Annotated in this window: 25 protein-coding genes, 1 tRNA gene and 1 pseudogene; 14 read left to right on the forward strand and 13 right to left on the reverse strand. The window is 60.2% G+C overall.

Annotated elements, in window-relative coordinates:
* Nucleotides 1-5: 5 nt before the first annotated feature.
* Nucleotides 6-734, forward strand: coding sequence for an aspartate/glutamate racemase family protein (locus AC07S6_RS02035; RefSeq protein ID WP_014719508.1), 729 nt, complete (start codon nucleotides 6-8; stop codon nucleotides 732-734).
* 105 nt (nucleotides 735-839) lie between these two features.
* Here AC07S6_RS02035 and AC07S6_RS02040 read toward each other — a convergent pair whose 3' ends face one another.
* The gene (locus AC07S6_RS02040) at nucleotides 840-1,763 is read right to left on the reverse strand and encodes a LysR family transcriptional regulator (protein ID WP_495111575.1); all 924 of its coding nucleotides are present in this window, start codon (nucleotides 1,761-1,763) and stop codon (nucleotides 840-842) included.
* A 107-nt stretch (nucleotides 1,764-1,870) separates the two neighbouring features.
* Between AC07S6_RS02040 and AC07S6_RS02045 the strand changes: the two genes are divergently transcribed.
* Nucleotides 1,871-2,617: a 3-oxoacyl-ACP reductase family protein gene (locus AC07S6_RS02045; RefSeq protein WP_014719510.1), complete on the forward strand. Its 747-nt coding sequence runs from the start codon at nucleotides 1,871-1,873 to the stop codon at nucleotides 2,615-2,617.
* Nucleotides 2,618-2,746: 129 nt separating this feature from the next.
* On the opposite strand, the gene AC07S6_RS02050 is transcribed toward AC07S6_RS02045, so the two are convergent.
* Nucleotides 2,747-3,433, reverse strand: coding sequence for an HAD-IA family hydrolase (locus tag AC07S6_RS02050; protein ID WP_054897203.1), 687 nt, complete (start codon nucleotides 3,431-3,433; stop codon nucleotides 2,747-2,749).
* A gap of 224 nt (nucleotides 3,434-3,657) precedes the next feature.
* On the opposite strand from AC07S6_RS02050, the pseudogene AC07S6_RS02055 reads away from it, so the two are divergent.
* The 3 genes and pseudogenes from AC07S6_RS02055 to AC07S6_RS02065 form a co-directional block, all read left to right on the forward strand.
* Nucleotides 3,658-3,894 (forward strand): annotated as a pseudogene (locus AC07S6_RS02055) (type II toxin-antitoxin system RelE family toxin); the annotation flags it as partial.
* On the forward strand, nucleotides 3,878-4,204 hold the full coding sequence (locus AC07S6_RS02060) for a helix-turn-helix domain-containing protein (RefSeq protein ID WP_014719512.1): 327 nt from the start codon (nucleotides 3,878-3,880) through the stop codon (nucleotides 4,202-4,204). The pseudogene AC07S6_RS02055 and the gene AC07S6_RS02060, both read left to right, overlap by 17 nt.
* A 51-nt stretch (nucleotides 4,205-4,255) precedes the next feature.
* A complete protein-coding gene (locus AC07S6_RS02065; protein WP_014719513.1) occupies nucleotides 4,256-4,612 on the forward strand; it encodes a DUF2784 domain-containing protein in 357 nt (118 codons plus the stop codon).
* Here the strand turns inward: AC07S6_RS02065 and AC07S6_RS02070 are convergent.
* A complete protein-coding gene (locus tag AC07S6_RS02070; RefSeq protein ID WP_014719514.1) occupies nucleotides 4,599-5,567 on the reverse strand; it encodes an NAD-dependent epimerase/dehydratase family protein in 969 nt (322 codons plus the stop codon). The two genes, AC07S6_RS02065 and AC07S6_RS02070, sit on opposite strands and share 14 nt — an antisense overlap.
* A 94-nt stretch (nucleotides 5,568-5,661) precedes the next feature.
* Between AC07S6_RS02070 and AC07S6_RS02075 the strand changes: the two genes are divergently transcribed.
* The 4 genes from AC07S6_RS02075 to AC07S6_RS02090 all read left to right on the forward strand — a co-directional run bounded on the left by AC07S6_RS02075 (nucleotide 5,662) and on the right by AC07S6_RS02090 (nucleotide 8,804).
* A complete protein-coding gene (locus AC07S6_RS02075; protein ID WP_014719515.1) occupies nucleotides 5,662-6,546 on the forward strand; it encodes a LysR family transcriptional regulator in 885 nt (294 codons plus the stop codon).
* 53 nt (nucleotides 6,547-6,599) lie between these two features.
* The gene (locus AC07S6_RS02080) at nucleotides 6,600-7,178 is read left to right on the forward strand and encodes a DUF4337 domain-containing protein (protein ID WP_003193347.1); all 579 of its coding nucleotides are present in this window, start codon (nucleotides 6,600-6,602) and stop codon (nucleotides 7,176-7,178) included.
* Between the two features lie 180 nt (nucleotides 7,179-7,358).
* Entirely contained in the window at nucleotides 7,359-7,694 is a 336-nt protein-coding gene (locus AC07S6_RS02085; protein ID WP_003193349.1) for a hypothetical protein, read from the forward strand.
* A gap of 69 nt (nucleotides 7,695-7,763) precedes the next feature.
* Nucleotides 7,764-8,804 (forward strand): DMT family transporter, encoded by a 1,041-nt coding sequence (locus AC07S6_RS02090; protein ID WP_495111576.1) that lies wholly within the window; start codon nucleotides 7,764-7,766, stop codon nucleotides 8,802-8,804.
* 148 nt (nucleotides 8,805-8,952) lie between these two features.
* Here the strand turns inward: AC07S6_RS02090 and AC07S6_RS02095 are convergent.
* Nucleotides 8,953-9,042, reverse strand: a tRNA-Ser gene (locus tag AC07S6_RS02095).
* A 103-nt stretch (nucleotides 9,043-9,145) separates the two neighbouring features.
* Here AC07S6_RS02095 and AC07S6_RS02100 point away from each other — a divergent pair.
* The 4 genes from AC07S6_RS02100 to AC07S6_RS02115 all read left to right on the forward strand — a co-directional run bounded on the left by AC07S6_RS02100 (nucleotide 9,146) and on the right by AC07S6_RS02115 (nucleotide 12,110).
* Nucleotides 9,146-9,313, forward strand: coding sequence for a hypothetical protein (locus AC07S6_RS02100; protein ID WP_183146268.1), 168 nt, complete (start codon nucleotides 9,146-9,148; stop codon nucleotides 9,311-9,313).
* A gap of 50 nt (nucleotides 9,314-9,363) precedes the next feature.
* Nucleotides 9,364-10,056: a crotonase/enoyl-CoA hydratase family protein gene (locus AC07S6_RS02105; protein WP_495111577.1), complete on the forward strand. Its 693-nt coding sequence runs from the start codon at nucleotides 9,364-9,366 to the stop codon at nucleotides 10,054-10,056.
* A gap of 212 nt (nucleotides 10,057-10,268) precedes the next feature.
* Nucleotides 10,269-10,991 carry a 1-acylglycerol-3-phosphate O-acyltransferase gene (locus AC07S6_RS02110; RefSeq protein ID WP_236453097.1) on the forward strand — a complete coding sequence of 241 codons (723 nt, stop codon included), beginning with the start codon at nucleotides 10,269-10,271 and terminating at the stop codon, nucleotides 10,989-10,991.
* Between the two features lie 147 nt (nucleotides 10,992-11,138).
* Entirely contained in the window at nucleotides 11,139-12,110 is a 972-nt protein-coding gene (locus AC07S6_RS02115; RefSeq protein ID WP_003193449.1) for a magnesium and cobalt transport protein CorA, read from the forward strand.
* On the opposite strand, the gene AC07S6_RS02120 is transcribed toward AC07S6_RS02115, so the two are convergent.
* The 3 genes from AC07S6_RS02120 to AC07S6_RS02130 all read right to left on the reverse strand — a co-directional run bounded on the left by AC07S6_RS02120 (nucleotide 12,107) and on the right by AC07S6_RS02130 (nucleotide 16,405).
* Nucleotides 12,107-12,832, reverse strand: a complete 726-nt coding sequence (locus tag AC07S6_RS02120) for an amidotransferase (protein WP_032901593.1) — start codon at nucleotides 12,830-12,832, stop codon at nucleotides 12,107-12,109. The two genes, AC07S6_RS02115 and AC07S6_RS02120, sit on opposite strands and share 4 nt — an antisense overlap.
* A gap of 206 nt (nucleotides 12,833-13,038) precedes the next feature.
* Entirely contained in the window at nucleotides 13,039-15,183 is a 2,145-nt protein-coding gene (locus tag AC07S6_RS02125; protein ID WP_495111578.1) for a 3-hydroxyacyl-CoA dehydrogenase NAD-binding domain-containing protein, read from the reverse strand.
* A gap of 16 nt (nucleotides 15,184-15,199) precedes the next feature.
* The gene (locus AC07S6_RS02130; protein ID WP_495111579.1) at nucleotides 15,200-16,405 is read right to left on the reverse strand and encodes an acetyl-CoA C-acetyltransferase; all 1,206 of its coding nucleotides are present in this window, start codon (nucleotides 16,403-16,405) and stop codon (nucleotides 15,200-15,202) included.
* 647 nt (nucleotides 16,406-17,052) lie between these two features.
* Between AC07S6_RS02130 and AC07S6_RS02135 the strand changes: the two genes are divergently transcribed.
* A complete protein-coding gene (locus AC07S6_RS02135; protein WP_054897218.1) occupies nucleotides 17,053-17,853 on the forward strand; it encodes a c-type cytochrome in 801 nt (266 codons plus the stop codon).
* A gap of 182 nt (nucleotides 17,854-18,035) precedes the next feature.
* On the opposite strand, the gene AC07S6_RS02140 is transcribed toward AC07S6_RS02135, so the two are convergent.
* From AC07S6_RS02140 to AC07S6_RS02165, 6 genes are all read right to left on the reverse strand, one after another.
* Nucleotides 18,036-18,818: a transglutaminase family protein gene (locus AC07S6_RS02140; RefSeq protein ID WP_032901589.1), complete on the reverse strand. Its 783-nt coding sequence runs from the start codon at nucleotides 18,816-18,818 to the stop codon at nucleotides 18,036-18,038.
* Nucleotides 18,815-19,765 (reverse strand): alpha-E domain-containing protein, encoded by a 951-nt coding sequence (locus AC07S6_RS02145; RefSeq protein ID WP_034126756.1) that lies wholly within the window; start codon nucleotides 19,763-19,765, stop codon nucleotides 18,815-18,817. Before AC07S6_RS02145 ends, AC07S6_RS02140 begins: the two co-directional genes overlap by 4 nt.
* A gap of 4 nt (nucleotides 19,766-19,769) precedes the next feature.
* On the reverse strand, nucleotides 19,770-21,179 hold the full coding sequence (locus tag AC07S6_RS02150) for a circularly permuted type 2 ATP-grasp protein (protein ID WP_197883254.1): 1,410 nt from the start codon (nucleotides 21,177-21,179) through the stop codon (nucleotides 19,770-19,772).
* Nucleotides 21,180-21,624: 445 nt separating this feature from the next.
* Nucleotides 21,625-21,966, reverse strand: a complete 342-nt coding sequence (locus AC07S6_RS02155) for a ribonuclease E inhibitor RraB (protein WP_003193463.1) — start codon at nucleotides 21,964-21,966, stop codon at nucleotides 21,625-21,627.
* 213 nt (nucleotides 21,967-22,179) lie between these two features.
* Nucleotides 22,180-22,416 (reverse strand): hypothetical protein, encoded by a 237-nt coding sequence (locus AC07S6_RS02160; protein WP_054897212.1) that lies wholly within the window; start codon nucleotides 22,414-22,416, stop codon nucleotides 22,180-22,182.
* Nucleotides 22,417-22,519: 103 nt separating this feature from the next.
* On the reverse strand, nucleotides 22,520-23,125 hold the full coding sequence (locus AC07S6_RS02165; protein WP_054897213.1) for an START domain-containing protein: 606 nt from the start codon (nucleotides 23,123-23,125) through the stop codon (nucleotides 22,520-22,522).
* Between the last annotated feature and the right edge of the window lie 16 nt (nucleotides 23,126-23,141).

The following is a 23,141-nucleotide window of genomic DNA, read 5'->3' on the forward strand; positions in this document are numbered from 1 at the left end:
TTTCCATGCGTATCCTCGTGGTCAACGTCAACACCACTGAATCCATCACCGACACCATTGCCCAGCAAGCACGGGCCGTGGCTTCACCGGGCACCGAGATTGTCGGGCTCACCCCGTACTTCGGCGCAGAATCGGTGGAAGGCAACTTTGAAAGCTATCTGGCAGCCATCGCCGTGATGGATCGGGTAATGGCCTACGACCAGCCCTTTGATGCGGTGATCCAGGCCGGCTATGGCGAACATGGCCGTGAAGGCCTGCAGGAACTGCTCAATGTACCGGTGGTGGATATCACCGAAGCGGCGGCCAGCACCGCGATGTTCCTGGGGCACGCCTACTCGGTGGTGACCACCCTGGACCGCACTGTGCCGCTGATTGAAGACCGGCTGAAACTCGCCGGCCTCTACCAGCGTTGTGCTTCGGTGCGCGCCAGCGGCATGGCGGTGCTGGAACTGGAAGAAGACCCGCTGGGCGCCATGGAGGCCATCGTGCGCCAGGCCGAACTGGCCATCCGCGACGACAAGGCCGAGGTGATCTGCCTGGGCTGCGGCGGCATGGCAGGGCTGGATGAGCAGATCCGTCAGCGCACCGGGGTTCCGGTGGTGGACGGGGTAACGGCGGCGGTGATGGTGGCCGAGTCGTTGGTGCGGTTGGGGTTGTCGACCTCGAAGATCAGGACGTATGCGGCGCCGCGGCCGAAGAAAGTCATTGGCTGGCCGGGCAAGTTCGGGCGGTAGACCGATGCGCCTGCATCGCGGGCAAGCCCGGCTCCCACAGTGATCGCAATCCAATGTGGGAGCCGGGCTTGCCCGCGATGGCCACGACTCGATGCAAGGCCCTGCTCAGATGGCACTGAATCGTTGAGCCAGTTTCTGCTCGGCGAACTGCTCAATAATGAAATCCACAAACGCCCGCGTCTTGCCCGGCAACAATTTATGCTCGGCGTAGTAGATGGAAATATTGCCGTCGTCCACATACCAGTCGGGTAACACCCGCACCAACGCACCGCTGTCCAGGAACGGCACGGCCATTGGCATGCTCACCAGCGCGATGCCAAGGCCCTGGGCACTGGCGCAGCAGGCGGCTTCGGAGTCGCTCATGGTCATGGCTGGCTTCAGTACCAGTGGGCTGTGCTCGCGCTCACGGTGGGTCAGTTGCCATGAACGCACCCGGCCAGTCTGCGGCGAGCGAATCAAGATGCCAAGGCAGTGCGACAGGTCATCGGGCGCCAGCACCGGCAGGCGGCGCGCCAGATAATCCGGCGACGCCACCAGCACCCGGTGCGCCGGGGTCAACTTGCGCGCCACCACGCCTTGGGGCAGCTCAAACCCGCCGCCAATGGCCGCATCGAAGCCTTGCCCGATCAGGTCGACCTGGCGGTTATCGAAATGCCAGTCCGGGCTGATATCCGGACAGCGCCGCATAAATTCGCCCAACAACGGCACCACATACCGATTGCCGAACACTGGCCCCATGCTGACCTTGAGCGTGCCCACCGGCCGCCCTTCGGCACTGGCCAGGTTGGCGACCGCATTCTGAATGGTGGTGAGGCTGGCGCTGACTTCCGCCAGGAACACTTTGCCGGCTTCGGTCAGCGCCAGACGCCGAGTGCTGCGCTGGAACAGCCGCACCCCGAGGCGCGCCTCCAACTTGGCGACGCTTTTACCCACCGCTGCGGGAGTGAGGCTCAGGTGCCGTGCAGCCTCGGCAAAGCTGCCACCCTCGGCGCTGCGCACAAAGCATTCGATACTGCCAAAGCTTTCCATATCGCTCCACTCTAAACTTTTGGTTTACACAGACTATAGCAACCACGGGCTACCGAGCAGCGCGGGCGAGGTCGATACTCGCTCCATCAACTACCTCGGAGATCGACATGACCACACACAACCTCACCGGCAAAGTCGCCTTGATTCAAGGCGGTTCCCGCGGCATCGGCGCCGCCATCGTCAAGCGCCTCGCCGCCCAGGGGGCAGCGGTTGCCTTTACCTACGTCAGCTCGGCCGCCAAGGCTGAAACACTGCAGAACGAGGTGATCGGCGCAGGGGGGCAGGCTCTGGCGATTCACGCCGACAGCGCCGATGCCACGGCGATTCGCGCGGCGGTCAACGCCACGGTCGAGGCGTTTGGACGCCTGGATATCCTGGTGAATAACGCTGGCGTGCTGGCCATCGCGCCGCTGGACGAATTCAAGCTGGAAGACTTCGACCAGACCTTGGCGATCAATGTGCGCAGCGTGTTTATCGCCACCCAGGAAGCCGCCAAGCACATGGGCGAAGGTGGCCGCGTGATCAATATCGGAAGCACCAACGCCGAACGCATGCCCTTTGGCGGTGGCGGGCCCTACGCCATGAGCAAGGCGGCGCTGGTAGGGTTGACCAAGGGATTGGCGCGGGACCTGGGGCCACGGGGCATCACCATCAACAACGTGCAGCCTGGGCCGGTGGACACCGATATGAACCCGGCGAACAGTGATTTTGCCGAAAGTCTGATCGGGTTGATGGCGGTAGGTCGGTATGGGCATGTGGAGGAGATTGCCAGTTTTGTGGCCTATCTGGCCGGGCCGGAAGCCGGCTATATCACGGGCGCCAGCCTGACCATCGATGGTGGTTTCAGCGCCTGATTTTGCAAAACCGCAACCCGAATGTGGGAGCGGGCTTGCTCGCGAATACGGTGAGTCAGTTGATAAATCTACTGACTGACACCCTGCATTCGCGAGCAAGCCAGCTCCCACACTTTTGACCGCGCGGGGTCAGGCCATGGGGGGCAAGCCGTAGGCGGCCAAATCAAAGTCGGCGAGCTTGCGAATAATCTGGTCAGCATGCTGGTACTTGCTGTCAGCCATCGCCTCATCGGGCACCGCAATAGCGGTCATGTGCGCAGCCTTCGCCGCCGTCACGCCGAACGGCGAATCTTCGAACACCAGACAATCCTCAGGCGCTACACCCAACCGGCGCGCAGCGGTGAGGAAGATATCCGGCGCGGGCTTGGCAGCGCCTACTTCCGGGTCGTCAGCGGTGACGATGGTGTCGAACAGGCCAAACCATTCACGGTGCAGGGTGGTCTTGTGGCCAAACGAGTTACGCGATGAACTGGTGCCCACCGCAATCGGAATATTGTGCGCCTTCAAGTGCCGCACCAACGCCTCGGCACCGGGCATGCCCAAGGCCTTAGGAAAGCGCTCGCTCATCAGCGGTTCGCGTATTTCCAGAAACTCGGCGGGCGTGATCGGCAGGTCCAGCGCCTTGACCACGTAATCGGCCAAATCCTGGGCACCCCGCCCGATGATGTGCTGCTTGATGCCCCAGTCGTAGGTACGGCCATAGCGTTCGGCAATGATCTGCGTGACTTCGGTGTAGATGCCTTCGGTATCCAGCAACAACCCGTCCATATCGAAAATCACGGCCTTGATCGGGACAGCGTTACGCGGTGCATTCATCACAACACAACCTTGGGGCGAGGACTAAAAGGATTCAGCACAATAACGGCCCTCGTTGCCTGCAAGCAACCTTCGTGGGCTATCCGTTGATTCATACCACGCAACAGTTTTGCCCGTCGGCGCTGACGGCGGCCGTCTAGGGTTTGAGAGGAAAACGTCATGACCCGTTGACGCGGATCTGAAAATACCGATTGCAAACCTTATAAAAGACTTATTAGCCTCCCCTGAACTCAATCCAATGCACGCGAAAAGCCGTCAAACAATTGCTTCGGTTGCATTCGTATCATCAGCAACAGGTACGCGATGCCGTGTCCGCTCTTGAACACATGCCCGATGCAATCAACGTCAAGGCGCTGGTCAACCATCCTCACAGCTATCGCTTGCGGGTAGGTCATTATCGGGTCCTTTTCGACTGGGACGGCAGCATCCAAGAGGTTAAAAAACGTGACGAGCGAACCTACTGCCGTACAGATCATCCACAATACGCAGGGCGAGCCAGCCTATGTGGTGATTCCCTATGAACACTATGTGGCGCAGCAAAACGATCCAAACCTGATACCCCATGCGGTAGTCAGCCGCCTGGTGGATGGCGCAACACCTATTCGCGCGTGGCGCGAGCATCTGAGCCTGACCCAGGAAGAAGTCGCCAAACGCCTGGGTATTTCACAATCGGCATTTGCCCAGCAGGAAGCGGTCAGCAAACCCCGCCGCACCACGCGGGAAAAGATAGCCAAAGCGTTCGGTATCAATGCCAGTCAACTGGAGCTATAACGGCGCGCTGCAAAAATTCACGTACCCCTTCACCTCACATCGAGCTCAAACATGCTCTACCGCCTAGCCGCCGACGGCCTCGTGCTGTTCCACCTGGCCTTTATCCTGTTCGTGCTGTTCGGCGGCCTGCTCACCCTGAAGTGGCCCAGGGTAATGTGGCTGCACCTGCCCGCCGTTGCCTGGGGCATCGCGGTGGAGGTGCTGCACCTGCCCTGCCCACTCACCCGTTGGGAAAACCTGTTTCGCCACTTGGCCGGGCAGGATGGTTATGGCGGTGGGTTTATCGAGCATTACATTCTGACGATGATCTACCCAGCCGGGCTGACTGCGAATACTCAATTAGTGCTGGGGGCCGTGGTGGTGGTGGTCAACCTCGCCGTGTATGCACGCCTGATCAAACGCAAGTAGGCAGGCAACCCAGGCCAACCAGGGTGGCCTCCACCGCCTGTTCCAGCGGTGTGTGGGGCTCATGGCCGAGCGTCGCGAGCAGGCGCTGGTTATCCAGGCGCAACGGTGTTTGCCACAGGTAGCGCATCTCCTGCATCTCACGCACGGTGACGACAAAAGGCGCCGCCCAGTTCAACAACCACCAGGGAAACGCGCCGACCCTGGGTTGCTGGCCCGTCCTGCGCAGCACCACACGCTGGATCGTCTTAGCCATCTGCGTACCGTCCGCATCCATGTACCCAGCCATATGAAAGCAGGCGAAGGCGCCAAGACTGGCACGACGCTCAATCAACTCAAGCATTGTACGCGCTACGTCCGGCAGATAAGCCCATTGATGGGCCACGCCGTAATCGCCTGGGTAGCGGATGGTGTGCACCGGTTTGCCGGGTTTGACCAAGCCTTGGGCAAACCAGTTATTGGCCACCCTGGCGCCGAAAAAATCCCCAGCGCGCACAATCACCACCCGGGCGCCCTGAGTGGAAGCGGCTCGCAAGCGCTGCTCCATCTGCACACGGATCGCGCCCTTGCGAGTCAGCGGGTGCTGGGGTGAGTCTTCGTGCAGCACAGGGAATGCATCCGGCCCGAAGTTGTAGACCGTGCCGGGCAGCACGACTGTCGCGCCTTCGCAGATGGCCGCCGCAATGGAGTTGTCGATCATCGGCAACACCCACTCGGCCCATTTGCGATAACCCGGCGGATTGACGCCGTGCACGATTACCGCGCAGCCCCGGGCGGCCGCGATCACGTCGTCGCGATTCAGGGCATCGCCTTTTAGCCACGTAAAAACAGGATTTTGGCTGCGAGCCTTGATCAGATCCCGAGTCAACGCCCGCACCTCCCAGCCCGCCGCGCTCAACTGCCGCGCCACTTCGCCACCAATGCCACCGGTTGCACCCAAAACCAGAACCTTGCTCATCACCCTCTCCCACTGTTGGTTGATGAGGGTATGTTGGATGCGGAACAGCTAGAGAGGAATTGCCCAAGGGTATCGAGCCGCTATACATTTATGTATGGCTACGAATATCGGTTGGGAGCTTTACCGGTCATTTCTCGGTGTACTCAAGGAAGGATCGCTGTCGGGGGCCGCACGGCAGCTCGGCATCACCCAACCCACGGTAGGGCGGCACATCGCCGCGCTGGAAACGGCGCTGGGCGTCGTGTTGTTCACCCGCTCGCCCTCAGGCTTATTACCCACTACGGTCGCCCACACACTGCGGGCGCATGCAGAAACCATGGCGCGTACCGCCGCCGCCCTTGAACGCGCCGCCTCGTCCCAAGGCGATGAGGTGCGCGGCGTGGTACGAGTATCGGCCAGTGAAGTGGTGGGTGTGGAGGTACTGCCGCCGATCATCACGCAATTGCGCCGGGAACACCCGCACCTGAAGGTGGAACTGGTGCTGACCAACCGCTTGAGCGACCTGCTGCAGCTGGAAGCCGACATTGCCGTGCGCATGGTGCGCCCCAGCCAGGAGCAGCTGCTGGCGCGGCGTATCGGCCTGATCGAAGTCGGCCTGCATGCCCGTGACGATTACCTGCAGCAACACGGCATCCCCCAACACATGCACGACCTGGCCGGCCACTCCGTCATCGGCTTTGATCAAGCCACTGCATTTATCCGCAGCCTGGCAATCAAGGGTTTTGAGCGCAACGCCTTCGCCATCAGTAGCGACAGCGACCTGGCGCAACTGGCAATGATCCGCGCCGGTGCCGGCATCGGTGGGTGCCAGGTACAACTGGCCCAGCGCGACCCACGTCTGCGCCGAGTGCTGCCTGACGGCTTCGCGTTTAAAATGGACACTTGGGTCAGCATGCACGAAGACCTGCGCAACAGCCCACGCTGCCGGGTGACATTCGATGCACTGGTGGCAGGTTTGCAGCGTTACGTACAGGCTTGAGACAGCTGCGCTGGTGAACAATCAGCGCACCTCAATCCGTTCGCGGTCGCCCCATGTCCGAAGCCTTCGAAGTTCCCAGCCCCCACGAAAAACACCTTGAACACACCACCGAGCATGCTCACGGCCGCGGCGATAGCTTTGCCAGTCGTATCGCCGTGATGACCGCGATCATGGCGACCGTCGGTGCCATGCTCAGCTATCAGGCCGGCTCCAGCGAAAGTGAAGCTGCGATGGACAAGAACAACGCCGCCATCATCAAGACCGAAGCCGCTAACCAGTGGAACTACTACCAGGCCAAATCCAGCCGCCAGAACCTGGCAGAACTGGCCAGCCATATTCCCGGCGTGGATGCGGCGCATTACCAGGCGGAGATCGAGCGCTACAAGCGCCAGAAGGAAGAAGTGCGTAAACAGGCCGAAACGCTTGAGGCCACTTCACGGGACTGGGACCACAAATCCGAGGAAGCGCTGCACCAGCACCATCGCTGGGCCCAGGCGATGACGGCGATTCAGATCGCGATTTCATTGGCGGCGATTACCCTGCTCACGCGCAAGGAATGGCTCAAACGCATGTCGTACACCGCCGGCGGGGTGGCGGTGATGTTGGGTGGCCTGGCGTGGCTGCATCTCTGACACGCCGAAGAATAAATGTGGGCGCTGTCGAGCCCCAACCAGGCTGCAATGGGATCACCGCGCAGTACCCGCCAGACTGCGACCCAGCCTCGCTGATTGATTTCAATCTGCCAACTGAGCGCTTAGAGTGTCGCCCCCCCCCGAGAATTGAATCTCGAGATTGAACCTATGGAGTTATGAGTGAAATACGTCAGTAAAGTCGTTGCAGCAGCCGTACTTGGTTTCACCCTGGCAGGTTGCACCGGCACCGCCATGAAAACCCAGCAATACGACGCCAGCCAATACACCGTCCTCGGCCACAGCGAAGCCAGCGCCACCGGCATCATGCTGCTGGGTGTTATCCCCATCGGCCAGAACAACCGCTTCGTACGCGCCCAGGATGCAGCCATCAAGGCCAAGGGCGGCGACGCGTTGATCAACACACAAGTGCAGGAAAAGTGGTTCTGGGCTTGGGTATTGAACGGTTACACCACCAAAATCTCCGGTGATGTGATCAAGCTGAAAACCGCGCAATAAAGTACGAAATTGCCAGGGCGCTGACCCCGGCGAGCGACGTATCATGGGCCTGACTTTCGAGGATGGCCCATGAACCTCAGCATCATTTACGCCCTCGCGGCCGCCGCCCTGTTCGGCGCCAGCACCCCGCTCGCCAAAAGTCTTGGCCTGGGCCTCTCGCCCATCCTGCTCGCCGGCCTGCTCTACCTCGGCAGCGGCATTGGCCTTGCCGGTGTGCGCTTGATCCGTGATCGCGGCTGGAAACCTACCGGACTAACCCCATCGGAATGGCCCTGGCTACTTGGCGCCATCGCCTTCGGCGGCCTCCTCGGCCCCGTTGCACTGATGTTCGGCCTGACCCGCACCACCAGCGCCAGCGCCTCCCTGATGCTCAACCTTGAGTCGGTACTGACCGCCGTGATCGCCTGGGTCGTGTTCCGCGAAAACGCCGACCGACGCATCGTCCTCGGCATGCTCGCCATTGTGCTGGGCGGCGTGGTGTTGTCAGGGTCCGGTGCCGACGGCAGCCGCCAAGACTGGACCGGACCGCTTGCCGTTGCGCTGGCGTGTTTGTGCTGGGGGATCGATAACAACCTCACGCGCAAAGTGTCCGCGTCTGACGCATTGTTTATCGCAGGAGCCAAAGGCTTGATTGCGGGGCTGGTCAATTGCAGCCTGGCACTTTACCTCGGGGCGCAGATTCCCGGCATGGCGCAACTGGCGCCGATTCTACTGGTAGGTTTCCTCGGCTATGGCATCAGCCTGGTGATGTTCGTGCTGGCCCTCCGCGGGCTGGGCAGCGCGCGCACCGGCGCTTACTTCTCCACGGCACCCTTTCTCGGTGCTGCAGTGGCGTTACTGGTGTTTGGCGAGTCGGTGACCGTCGCCTTCTGGATTGCCTCGGCGCTGATGGCCGTGGGCGTGTGGCTGCACCTGACGGAGCGGCATGCCCATGAGCATGTGCATGAGGCAACGCAACATGGGCACTGGCATGTGCATGATGAGCATCATCAACATGAGCATGGGTTTGAGTGGGACTCGAAGGTGCCTCATAGCCATGAGCATGCGCATGGAGTGATGAGGCATAGCCATGCGCACTTTCCGGATGTGCATCATCGGCATAGGCATTGAGGGCGGGCTTAGGCATAGGGTGTGACTTCATGGGGCCGCAGACTGAAAGGTCAGACAACTGAGCTGATAAAAGTTGTACTTTTCAAACCCCAGAAATCACAAAACCCCTGGTTTCTTTCGAAACCAGGGGTTTTGTTTACATCGAATTTGGCGGTGAAGGAGAGATTCGAACTCTCGATACAATTTCTTGTATACACACTTTCCAGGCGTGCTCCTTAAGCCACTCGGACACTTCACCGTATCTCGTCAAACCAGTTCAGTCTGTCGAGGCGCGCTAATGTAGTCGAAAGCCTTTCTGATGGCAAAGGTTTTTTTCAGAATTTTCATGCGGTTAGACCGTTATGCCATTCACCGTCCGGCAAGGGGTGGTGATTGTGCCATTCTCAGGCAGCGGCGGCACGCGTCTGGAGCGCTTGCTGCGCCCTGCTCCGGGGCGTCTACCCTTGGGGATGCAGGAAAAGCCTGACTGGGTAGTCAGTCACGGCGCTTTACCCGCACGGGCGTGGTGAGTAACGTCTGCGCATCTATCTCTATAACAAGCCCTACAAGGAACCGCGTCATGAGTGAGTTGATTGCCTACCACTTCGAAGACGGTATCGCGACCCTGACCCTGAGCAACGGCAAGGTGAATGCCATTTCTCCGGCGGTGGTCGGTGAGTTTAATGCGGCGCTGGATCAGGCCGAGAAGGATCGGGCGGTGGTGATCATCACGGGCACGCCGGGGATTTTGTCGGGTGGTTATGATTTGAAGGTGATGACGGCCGGCCCTAAAGAGGCAATCAGCCTGGTGACCTCGGGTTCGACCCTGGCGCGGCGGATGTTGGCGCATCCGTTCCCGGTGATTGTGGCCTGCCCTGGGCATGCGGTGGCCAAGGGCGCGTTCCTGTTATTGTCGGCCGATTATCGGATTGGCGTCGAAGGCCCGTTCAGCATTGGCCTGAATGAAGTGGCGATTGGCATGACCATGCACCACGCCGGTATCGAGTTGGCGCGGGATCGCCTGCGTAAGTCGGCGTTTCAGCGTTCGGTGATAAATGCCGAAATGTTTGATCCGCAAGGCGCCTTGCACGCCGGTTTCCTCGACAAGGTGGTGGCACCCGAAGAACTGCACGCTGCAGCACTGGAAGCAGCGCGGCAGTTGAAGAAGATCAATATGAACGCGCACAAGCACACCAAGTTGAAAGTGCGCCGCGCACTGCTTGAAGCCCTGGACGATGCAATCATCCAGGATCAGGGCCATAGCCTGAGCTAAGTCCTACACCTGCTGTGCCTGAGCCCGACCTTGAGTCGGGCTTTTTCTTACCTATAAATGTGAAACCTCCGTAGCCGCTCTAGCTAGCCGTTATCGGCCCATGTGGAAACATGCGCTTAAACATCGGCTATCTCCTACGTCTGTAGGGGCAATTGCCGAATACAGTGCACATCCGTACACTGCGCCACCTTTTGTCCCGATGGGCCGTGTCGATGCTTTTTCTGTTGCGTATGTTGTTGATGAGCCTGCATTTTATGATCGCTGGCGTGCTGGGTGTGCTGGTCGGTGTGTGCCGGCCGTTCAACCCGGACAACAGCCGTCTCTGCGCTCGCCTCTATGCGTTGCCGGCCATGCGGATCTTGGGCTTGAACGTGAAGACCGACGTCGACTCGCTGCGCGACAAGCCCGGTACCTGCGTGGTGATCGCCAACCATCAGTCCAATTACGATTTGTTTGTGTTCGGCAATGTAGTACCCCACCGCACGGTCTGCATCGCCAAGAAAAGCCTGAAATGGGTACCACTGTTCGGCCAGTTGTTCTGGCTGGCGGGCAATGTGCTGATCGACCGTGGCAATGCGCACAAGGCCCGGCGTGCGATGCTGACGACCACGCATACCTTGCAGCATGAGGACACGTCAATCTGGGTGTTCCCGGAAGGTACGCGCAACCTGGGCAAAGGGTTGTTGCCGTTCAAGAAAGGCGCGTTCCATATGGCGATTGCGGCCGGTGTGCCTATCGTGCAGGTGTGTGTCAGCAATTACGTGACGCAGATGAAGCTCAATCGTTGGGACAGCGGCAGTGTGCTGATACGCTCGTTGCCGCCGATTCCTACCTGTGGGTTGACGGTGGATGACATCCCTCAGTTGCTGCTGACGTGTCAGACGCAGATGGCTGAGTGCATTGCACAGATGGACCGCGAACTGCAACGCGCGTAGGCGCCCGCTTAGGGTGACGCGGAGCGTCACGGGCGGCATTCCCACGCAGAGCGTGGGAACGATCAGTGTTATCAGCCAGCAACAACGGAACGCCATTCAGGCTAAGCTGCCCAACATCTGTCCTCATGATAAGAAGTGATCAGCACCATGGGTAGAGTTGTTGCGGCTGCCGTCTACAGCGCCGGTAAGAAAGTCTCGGATATCACTCTCGATGAAGGCGCGGCCTGGGCCGCCAAACCTGGGCACTTTGTGTGGATCGGCCTGGAAGAACCCAGCGCCCAGGAACTGAACAACCTGCAACGCCAGTTCAACCTGCACGAGCTGGCGATCGAAGACGCCATGGAAAAACACAGCCGCCCGAAGCTGGAAACCTTCGGCGACGCGCTGTTTATCGTCACCTACTCACCGGTGCGCGAGAACGGCAAGCTGGAGTTTATCGAAACCCATATTTTTGCCGGCAACGGCTACATCATAACCGCACGCAACGGTCACTCGGCGTCCTACGGCTTTGTGCGCCAACGCTGTGAGGCGCGCCCGTTGTTGCTGGAGCATGGGGAAGATTTCGTACTCTATGCGTTGCTGGATTTTGTCACTGAAAACTACCAGCCGGTGAGCGAGGCGATCCACGCCGAGATTGATGAGTTGGAGCGTAACGTGCTGTGCAGTTCGCTCAACGAGCGCGATATCCAGCACCTCCACGGCCTGCGCCGCGATGTGTTACGGCTCAAGCGGCACGTGGCGCCAATGGTGGAGATCAGCCAGGAGTTGCAGAAGCTGAGCTTCCCGTTTATCGACAAGAACATGCGCCCGTATTTCCGTGATGTGCAAATCCACGTGACGCGGCAAATGGAAGACCTCACCACCCTGCGCGACATTGCCAGCCAGACCATCGAGATCGGTGTGTTGCTGGAGGCGTCGCGCCAGAGCGTGGTGCAGCGCAAGTTCGCCGCGTGGGCGGCGATCCTGGCGTTCCCCACGGCGGTGGCGGGGATTTACGGGATGAACTTCCAGAACATGCCCGAGCTGCAATGGCACTACGGCTATTTTGCGGTGCTCGGTTTTATTACCTTGGGCTGTACCGGTTTATGGGCCAGCTTCAAGCGTTCGGGCTGGCTTTAAGCCTTGGCTTCAGGTTGGTGCGCCACAAAGCGCATCATCCACTCCGCCACGGTCACGCCGTGGTGGTCGCGCTCCAGGCTGGCCACGCCGTTGCTGTAGACCTTTTCACCCAGGGTTGTCTGAAGTATTTCCAGCAACTCACGGGAATAGTCGTGAACAAACTCCGGATGGCCCTGGAAGCACAGCACCTGGTCGCCAATGTGATACGCGGCAAACGGGCAGAATTCGCTGGAGGCGATCACGGTGGCGTTTTCTGGCAAGGTGGTGACTTGGTCCTGGTGGCTGATCAATAGCGTCAGCTGCGGCACCTCGGGGCTCATCCATGGCGTCTTGGCATCCAGTTTGTAGGCGTGGGTGCCCATGCCCCAGCCCTGGCTGGCACGTTCGGCCTTGCCGCCCAGCAGCAGCGCGAGCAACTGATGGCCGAAGCACACGCCCAGCAGCTTGTCGCCGCGCTCATAACGCGTGAGCAGGTAGGTCTTGAGCGTCTGGATCCAAGGGTCGGTACCGAACGAATCGGCCTTGCTGCCGGTGATCAGGTACGCGTCAAACACTTCGTCATCCGGCGGGTACTCGCCTTGCACCACGTTGTAGACCACAAACTCGGCGGCTATCGGTTGCTTGGCGAACAGGCGCTTGAACATCTGCCCATAGCCTTGGTACTCATCGATCAAAGCGGGACGCAGAATATCGGTTTCCAGGATGCAGACGCGTAGCGACATAAAAAATACCTGACACGGCGATGGGAATATTGCACACCCCAGAGCCTGCCTTGAAATACACCCCCAAAGCAAGCCCTCAATGGGTACCCACACTCACTGTAGGAGCGAGCTTGCTCGCGAAGAACGTCAACGATAACGCAGGTATCCTGGATAAAAGCGTTGCCTGTGCGTTTTTCGCGAGCAAGCTCGCTCCTACAGTGAAACGTCTAAAACCGCGCGCCTTTTGCGGCTTTTTCCAACAACAACGCCGGCGGCGAGAAGCGCTCCCCGTACTCCTCGGCGAGGTAGCGGGCGCGGGCGATGAAGTCGTTCAGCCCGTACTGGTTGATAAACTGCAACGCGCCGCCACTCCAAGCGGCAAAACCGATGCCGAAGATTGAACCGACGTTGGCATCCGCCGTGGACATCAACACGCCCTCCTCCACACAGCGCACGGTTTCGATGGCTTGGATAAACAGCAAGCGGTCACGCACATCCTGGGGGGAGATTTGCTTGCCGGGCTGTTCGAACCGGTTTTTCAGCTCAGGCCACAGGTGCTTCTGGCCGCCAGCGGGATAGTCGTAAAAACCACCGCCGGCCGCCTTGCCCGTGCGCTTGTATTCGTTCACCAACAGATCAATCACCGCCGTCGCCGGATGATTCGGCATAGCCTTGCCTTCGGCCTGCAGGTCCTTGGCCGTTTGCTGTCGGATATGGCTCATCAGGCTGAGGGACACTTCATCGGACACCGCCAACGGCCCCACTGGCATGCCGGCCTTGCGCGCTTCGGTCTCGATCATCGGCGCCGCCACGCCTTCGCCGAGCATGGCGATGCCTTCGTTGGTAAAGGTGCCGAATACTCGCGAGGTAAAGAAACCGCGACTGTCGTTGACCACAATCGGGGTTTTCTTGATTTGGAGTACGAAGTCAAAACCTCGGGCCAGGGTTTCGTCGCTGGTGCGCGCCCCCTTGATGATTTCCACCAAGGGCATCTTGTCCACGGGGCTGAAGAAGTGCAGGCCGATGAACTTGGCTTGATCGGGCACCGCCGTGGCCAGGCCGCTGATGGGCAAGGTGGAGGTGTTGGAGGCGATCACCGCGTCGGCCCCCACCACGCTTTGCGCCGCGGCCGAAACCTTGGCCTTGAGTGCGCGGTCTTCGAATACGGCCTCGATGATCAGGTCGCAGCCGGCCAGGTCGGCGTCATCCTGAGTAGGATGAATGCGCGCCAGGGTGGTTTCGCGCTGTTCGGCGGTCAATTGCCCACGGCTGACTTTCTTGTCCAGCAATGCGGCCGAATGGGCTTTGCCTTTTTCAGCGGAGGCCAGGGTGATGTCTTTGAGCACCACCTCGATACCCGCACAGGCACTGACATAGGCGATGCCCGCGCCCATCATCCCGGCGCCGAGCACACCGACTTTGCGCGTTACATAAGGCGCAAAGCCCTGCGGGCGCGAGCTGCCAGCGTTGATTTGGTTGAGCTGGAACCAGAAGGTGCCGATCATGTTTTTTGCCACTTGCCCGGTCACCAGTTCGGTGAAGTAGCGGGTTTCGATCAGGTGCGCGGTGTCGACGTCCACCTGGGCGCCCTCGACCGCCGCACACAGGATTTTCTCCGGCGCAGGGAAGCAGCCTTGGGTCTTGCTACGCAAAATCGATGGGGCAATGGCGAGCATTTGCGCGACTTTAGGGTGGGACGGCGTGCCGCCGGGAATCGCGTAGCCCTTGTTGTCCCAGGGTTGCCTGACGTCGGGATTAGCCAGAACCCAGGCACGGGACTGAGCCAGCAATGCCTCGCGATCTGCCGCCAACTCATCAATCAGGCCCGCTTGCAGGGCCTGGGCGGGCCGCACCTTTTTGCCTTCGAGCAAATACGGCAAGGCTTTTTCCAGGCCGAGCATGCGCACCATGCGCACCACGCCGCCGCCCCCTGGCAACAGGCCAAGGGTGACTTCCGGCAAGCCCAGTTGCACGGACTTGTCGTCCAGCGCGACCCGGTGATGGCAGGCCAGGCAAATTTCCCAACCGCCGCCCAGGGCCGCGCCATTGATCGCGGCCACCACCGGTTTGCCGAGGGTTTCCAGGCGGCGTAATTGCGCTTTCAATACCAAGACACTGTCGTAGAACGCCTTGGCGTGGGCTTTATCGACCTTGATCAGCTCATTGAGGTCGCCCCCGGCAAAAAAGGTCTTCTTGGCCGAGGTGATCACCACCCCGGCGATCTCGTCCTTTTCCGCTTCCAGGCGCGTGAGGGTGGCCGCCATGGCTTCACGGTAGGCGGCGTTCATGGTGTTGGCGCTCTGGCCGGGCATGTCGAGGGTCAGCACCACGATCTGGTCCTGGCCTTTTTCGTAACGAATGGCATCGGTCATGACAAATTCCTTAGGCTCAGAGGCGTTCGATAATGGTGGCGATCCCCATGCCACCGCCGACACACAAGGTGGCCAGGCCGTAGCGTTGCTGGCGCACCTCGAGCTCGTCGAGCAAGGTGCCGAGAATCGCGCAGCCGGTGGCGCCCAAGGGATGGCCCATGGCGATGGAGCCGCCGTTGACATTGACCCGTGCGGTGTCGATGCCCATGTCCTTGATGAACTTGAGCACGACCGAAGCAAAGGCTTCGTTGACTTCGAACAGGTCGATGTCTTCAACCCCCAGGCCGGCTTTGGCCAGCGCCTTGCGAGTGGCCGGCGCGGGGCCGGTGAGCATGATGGTCGGGTCGGTGCTGGTCACCGCCGTGGCGACAATACGCGCCCGCGGTTGCAGGCCCAGTTCACGGCCTTTGGCCTCGGAACCGATCAGCATCAGCGCGGCGCCATCCACAATGCCGGAACTGTTGCCCGGCGTGTGCACATGATGGATGCGCTCCACGTGGCTATAGACCCGCAACGCGGTGGCGTCGAAGCCCATCTGGCCCATCATTTCGAAGCTCGGCTTGAGCTTGCCCAAGCCCTCGAGGGTTGAGTCGCCGCGGATAAATTCGTCATGGTCCAGCAGCACGATGCCGTTCTGGTCGTGCACCGCGATCAGCGACTTATTGAAGGAACCGTCTGCCCGCGCCCTGGCGGCTTTCTGCTGGGACTGTAGGGCGAAGGTGTCGACATCCTGGCGCGTGAAGCCTTCCAGGGTGGCGATCAGGTCGGCGCCAATGCCTTGGGGCGTGAAGTGGCTGTGCATATTGGTTTGCGGGTCGAGCACCCAGGCGCCGCCATCGCTGCCCATGGGCACGCGGGACATGGACTCGACGCCGCCAACAACCACCAGGTCTTCGAAGCCGGAACGCACCTTCATCGCCCCCAGGTTCACCGCCTCCAGGCCCGACGCGCAGAAGCGATTGACCTGCACACCGGCCACACTGACATCCCAGTCGGCCACCAGCGCGGCGGTCTTGGCGATATCGGCGCCCTGGTCGCCTACGGGGGTGACGCAACCAAGGACGATGTCATCCACTTGGCGGGTGTCGAGGTCGCTGCGCTGCGCCAGCGCCGTGAGCAAGCCGGCCACCAGGTTTACCGGCTTGACGCTGTGCAGGGCACCGTCGGCCTTGCCTTTACCCCGGGGCGTGCGTATCGCATCAAAGATCAAAGCTTGGGTCATGACATCCTCGAACCGCTGTGGGTGTGTGCCCCTACCTTAGGCCCGATTGACACGGTTTCAATGACGGATGCGCTCATTGGTTTTGACCCCCTCGCTCGGACGAACGGTAGGTACCTACGGGAAATGCCTGATTAATCGTTTTAGCTGTCTAGCCCTAGGGCTGGCGCCAATATGGCAATAAGCCTCATGCCGTTTTTAGCGCAAATACTTCTTAGCTGATATGAAATGAGTCTAAGCCAGAAAGAACGGGCGCTCTAAGGTTGAATCTGTAAGACGCTGCTGCCGGGTTTTGCTGGAGCAGCTGTAAGAAAAGTGCAACGTCACCTCGCGATACTGACTTCAACGGCACGCATTTGACGCTCAGGAATAACAACAAAAGAAAAGGCAGTCAGCCATGTTCAAACAATCGAAAGTACGTCAGGCGGGACTTATCCTGTTCGCCACCACCTTGATTCTGATCCTGCCCAATTTAACCAAGGTTATTGGGTGACACTCCCCGCTTGCGTGCACACACCGCACCAGGCCTGCAGCTTTTGGCAGCACCTGCCAGGACATTGCGCTTAGCGCTCCTGTTGCAGGGGCTGTCTTTTTACCTGCCGTTTTCCGTTATCGTGTGCGCCCTCACTCTCTCGCAACGGGCCTGTGCCTTGAAACCGATCCTCGCCCTTTTCGCCCTGCTGCTGAGCCTGCCTGCGGCGGCGGCACAGTTGACCATCGAGCTGGACCACACCCACAAAACCTGGGAGACCGCCGAGCTGCTCAAGCATCCCGACGCTCAGACGGTGCAGATCGTTGATGATGTGTCCTACAAGCGCAACATGACCTATCGTGCGGTGCCCCTCGCGGTGCTCTTGCCGGGCCTTAAATCTGCGAACCACCTGCAAGCCGTTGCCCTTGATGGTTTTGCCGCCGAACTTGCCGCCGCTCCGTTGCTGGAAAAAAACGGCGCCCGCGCCTGGCTGGCCGTGGAAGACCCGGCCCATCCATGGCCACCACTGGCACAGGGCAAGCCCAGCGCCGGACCGTTCTATCTGGTCTGGACCAACCCTCAAGCCGGACGTATCAGCCCGGAACAGTGGCCGTTCCAGGTCTCCAGGTTCAAACAGTTGCAGACGGTTGGCGAGCGTTTCCCGGCGTTATTGCCCGACCCGAAGCTGGCGGCGAACGACCCGATCAACCAAGGCTTCGCGTTGTTCCAGAAGAACTGCCTCGCGTGCCATCGCCTCAATGGCGGCGGTGATGCCCAGATGGGGCCGGACCTGAATGTGCCCTACAACCCCACCGAGTATTTCAGCGGCGATTTTCTCAGGCGTTACATCCGCGACCCGCAAAGCCTGAGGCATTGGCCACAGGCGAAGATGCCGGCGTTTACAGCCAGTGTATTGCCAGACAATGAGTTGGACTTGCTGGTGGGGTATTTGCGGCATATGGCGGGCCGCAAGTTGTAATTGGATGGACTCGCCCAAGCCGAGGCGTCTATGCGCCACGGTGGCATTCTCGATCGTTCCCACGCTCTGCGTGGTAACGCCTCTCGTGATGCTCTGCGTCACGCTATGGGACGCGGAGCGTCCTGGGCTGCATTCCCACGCAGAGCGTGGGAACGATCAAAGCTCGCTCCTACCGTTATCGGTCATTGCTGCGGCGCCACGAATACCTTGGCGTGCATCTGCTCATGCCCACCGCCACGGCGCATGCCCCGGACCGGGCAGGCGTCGAGGTAGTCCAGGCCGACGGCCAGCTTCAAGTGCCGCTCCGGCCGCGCCAGTTGGTTGGTCACGTCAAAGCTGTACCAGGCGTCATCCAGCCAGGCTTCGGCCCAGGCATGGCTGGCCAGGTGCGTGCTGTCTTCAGTATACAGATACCCCGACACATACCGCGCAGGGATCCCCAGGCTGCGTGCGCAGGCCAGGAACGCATGGGTGTGGTCCTGGCACACCCCTGCTGCACCTGCAAAGGCCTGGGCGGCGCAGGTATCGACGTCGGTCGCACCGGGGGTGTAGACCATGGTGTGGTTGAGCGCGTGCATCAAGTCGATAAGCGCCGTGCGGTCGCGACGCTGATGGCAGTGTTGCCCGGCAAACCCGCGCAGGGCGTCGTCGGGCTCGGTGAGGCGCGTGGAGCGCAGGAACGGAAAGGCAGACTGACTTTCGTGTTCGGCCTCGCGCAATTCATCGATTTCCACCACGCCCCGGGCGCCGATGATGATGGCGTCGTGGGGTTCGTCCAGCGTGAGCACATGCAAGATATTGCCGAAGGGGTCCACCTGTGCCCGCACCGGGCGCGGCAGGTCGAGTTGCCAGCTCAGCACGTGTTGGCGCTCGCTGTCATGGGGCGTCAGGCGCAGGTACTGGATGCTGGCGCGCACCTGGTCTTCGTAGTGGTAGGTAGTGTCGTGGCTGATGGAGAGTCTCATGCCGCCTCCAGGTAGGAACTGTAGATGGCGTCGCCCAACTGGCGGACCAAGGGGATAAAGTCGGTCAGCCAGGCATGCAGGCCTTCCTCGAGGATTTCGTCGATGGCCGTAAAGCGCAGGCGCGCATCCATCTCGGCGGCCAGGCGCTGGGCCGGGCGACCATTGAGGCCTGGCAGGCTCGCGAGGATCTGGTCGATCTCTTCGCTGCAAGCACGCAGCGAACGCGGCACATCGGCGCGTAACAGCAGCAGCTCGGCCACTTGCCGAGCGCCTGGTGCATCGCGATAAATCTCGGTGTACGCCTCGAACGACGACAGGGCGCGCAGCAACGCACTCCATTGGTAATAGGCGTGAGCCGTGCCATCGCTGACCGCCGCCGCCTGTTCGCCGGCCATTTCGTAGCGGGCATCCAGCAGGCGCAGGGTGTTATCGGCGCGCTCGATAAAGGTGCCCAGACGGATAAAGCGGAAGGCATCGTTGCGCATGATGGTGCCGTACGTGGCGCCCCGAAACAGATGGGAGCGCTCCTTGACCCACTCACAAAACCGGCTCATGCCGTAATGGCTGAGCCCCTGCTGGGCGATATCGCGAATGTCCAGCCAAGTGGCGTTGATGTTTTCCCACATGTCGGCAGTAATCCGCCCACGTACCGCGTGAGCGCTGGCCCGCGCCGCACCCAGACAGCTGTAGATGCTTGCCGGGTTGGCCGCGTCCAGGGCAAAAAAATGCAGCAAGCGTTCAGCGTGCAACGGGCCATGGCGCTCGTGGTAATCGTCCAGAGTGCCGGTGATCAACAGCGGCATGGCCAATTCGTGCAGGCCATCGCCGCGCCCGTCCTGGGGCATCAGCGACAGCGAATAGCTGACATCGAGCATGCGTGCGAGGTTTTCGGCACGTTCCAGGTAGCGTGACATCCAGTACAAATCCGAGGCAGTTCTACTCAACATGGCATCAGTCCTCGACCACCCAGGTGTCTTTGGTTCCGCCGCCCTGGGACGAGTTGACCACCAGCGAGCCTTCGCGCAGCGCCACACGGGTCAGGCCACCCGGCACCACGCGGGTGTCCTTGCCGGACAACACGAATGGGCGCAGGTCGATATGGCGCGGGGCGATGCCGTTTTCGACAAAGGTCGGGCAGGTGGACAAGCACAGGGTCGGCTGCGCGATATAGGCGTGTGGCTTGGCCTTGATACGCGCCCGGAACGCTTCGATTTCTGCGGTTGTAGAGGCCGGGCCAACCAGCATGCCGTAACCACCGGAGCCCTGGGTTTCCTTGACCACCAGGTCGGGCAGGTTGGCCAGTACGTGGGACAACTCGTCAGGCTTACGGCATTGAAAAGTCGGAACGTTCTGCAGGATCGGCTCTTCATCGAGGTAGAAGCGGATCATCTCGGTGACGAACGGGTAAACCGATTTGTCGTCCGCGACTCCGGTGCCAATGGCGTTGGCCAGCACCACATTGCCGCACCGGTAGGCGGCGAGCAGGCCGGGTACACCGAGCATCGAGTCGGGGTTGAATGCCAAGGGATCTAGAAATGCATCATCGAGGCGACGGTAGATCACATCGACAGTCTTGGGCCCATCGGTGGTGCGCATGAACACACGGTCATCGCGCACGAACAAATCCGCGCCTTCCACCAACTCCACACCCATTTCCCGAGCCAGGAAGGCATGTTCGAAGAACGCGCTGTTGAAACGCCCGGGCGTCAGTACCACCACACTGGGGTTATCCAGGGGGCTGGCGCTTTTGAGGGTGTCGAGCAGCAGGTTGGGGTAATGGTCGATGGGCGCGATGCGCTGGGCCGCGAACAACTCGGGGAACAGACGCATCATCATCTTGCGGTCTTCGAGCATGTAGCTGACACCGCTGGGCGTGCGCAGGTTGTCTTCGAGCACGTAGTACGTGCCGTCGCCATCGCGTACGAGGTCCACCCCGGAGATGTGCGAATAGATATCGCGGTGCAAGTCCAGGCCCTGCATTGCCAGTTGGTATTGCTCGTTGGCCAATACCTGCTCGGCGGGGATGATGCCGGCCTTGATGATGCGTTGGTCGTGGTACAGGTCGGTGAGGAACAGGTTCAGCGCCTTGACCCGCTGGATGCAACCGCGTTCGACAACCCGCCATTCACTCGCCGGAATGCTGCGGGGGATGGTATCGAAGGGGATCAGACGCTCGGTGCCTTGTTCGTCCCCGTAGAGGGTGAAGGTGATGCCGGCGCGATGGAACAGCAAATCGGCTTCACGCCGGCGCTGGGCCAGCAGTTCGGCAGGGGTGTCGGCCAACCAACGGGCGAACTCGCGATAATGGGGGCGAACCTGCCCTGCCCCATCGTACATTTCATCGTAATAAGTGCGGATCATGCCGTACTCCTTGTCACCCGGACGCAAGAACCTTCGCAAGGCCCGTGCCAGCGGCATAAACACTTGATAATCAAACGGTTGCATAATCCGAGGGGATTTGCCGCACCGTCCTGGTGCGCGCAATTGCCTGTGCCACGCCGTACGCTCCGTTGCAATGCGGTGTTTGGCTATCAACAGCATAGTCAGAGTTGATTTCACTGCCCGCCTGCACTTGCGGATAATCGCCCACATCGGTTGAACAGGACGTGTCCTACAGCCAAACCCTTTGCACATTCAGTAACGTATTGACTCGTGTACTGATGACTCCTCGATCTTCCCTTTCCGCCACCCTATTCGGGTGGCTTTTTTTTGCGCCTGAAACGGCAGTTTCCGTTGCGACGGTAGCCCAAACAAAATCGGCCGACCCAAAGGTCAGCCGATACGCTGTGCTGCTCATAAATACCAACTACATGGGTAACCCACGCACCTCCTGCTTGACGCCCCATCCTTCGATGATCCCTCCCAGGGGCTCGACCACCGCTTCAAAGTCTTGCTCGAAGTCTCCTATGCCGTCGTAGGTTGCGAACATGATTTTGCTCAGTTCCAGATACCAGGCGCCATCGTCGCGCGCGCTGACCTGGGCGTTGAGGGACTCCCCACGAAATCGACCCGCAGCCCTGCGCGCCCGTTCCTCATCCGGGAAAATGGCGTAGAACTCGATGGGGTGAAAGCGCGAGAAATCAAAGCCGCCTTCTTTCATGCGGCGCAGTACGTTGGTGCTGATGTCTTCTTGATAGGCTGTGCTCATGAAACGTCCTCCTCACACCGATGGATAGACTTTCCGTGCTTCCTGAAGCCCCGCGCCCTGCTGGCGCGGGCACCACGGCATAACAACACCGCAGGAAAACAAGCATGTAGCTGACAAGACCAGACCTTAGCGATTCATTCGCTGATCTCGATTGCAGAGTAGCGTGAAGCTATCACCGCCACCAGAGGTGCTCGTGTGGCGCGTGAAAAAAGTTTAGACGGAGGGAGAAATATCGAGAATCTGGATACTGTTCTGGTCTTTGAGAATCTTGACCGTCGGCTCGGGTTTACGGCCTTCCAGGTCATTGAGATCGAGTTTGGCAGCAATCGGCACCAGCTTCGCACGAATCATATGCGCAGCATCTTCGAGGCTGGGCTTTTGTTCGCAGGTGAACTGCTGCACGGACGTTTCACCGTGATCATCAACGAAGGTAATTTGCCACGTTTGCATCGATGCCTCCTCGATAAAACCCATAGGTGGGCTTACAAGTATCTGGACCTTGGCGGCGCGCAAAACGTTCCGCTCAAGCCCGGAGGCACCGGATCAACTGCACTTATTTTTCAGCGTGATCTTTCAAGGCTTTCAAGGTGTTGAACGGCGCGTCCACCACAAACTTGTTGGCCAGCCACGAAGGTACGCTGCCACCTGGCTCGGTGTGTACCTGGTAAGTGACTTCGGTCTGGTTATCGCCCTTTGGCACCAGTTTCCAGAAACCCTCCACCTGGGCGACCCGCACGTAGCCTTTTGCTTCGGGCTTGTAGGTCGGCACACCTTCCAGTTTGCGCGTGACGGTGCCGTCAGCGGCTTTGGTGGTGGTGACGTGGATGTAAGAATCGCGGTCCGTCACGGGGAACGGGGCCTTGAACTGGGTGTAGGTCCAGGCCTCGTCGCCTTTCTTGTCGACGAGTTTCTGGGATTTGCATTCATGGATCCATGCGCAAGCACCGACCACATCTTCCTGCAGCGCCTGGACCTTGGCCAAAGGCGCCTTGATCACGGTCACGCCGCGATAGGCCTTGTACTTGGAACCGGCAATCTCGCTCAGGGACACCTTGATACCGTCTTCGTCCTTGGCGACTTGCCAATCCTCAGCCTGGGCAGTGGCCGCAAACAACAGCGTAAAACCGCACAGCACAGCCACTCGTTTCAGCGAACCCATCGTTGTATTCCTTATT

Source organism: Pseudomonas sp. GW821-FHT07B01, from assembly GCF_059419065.1.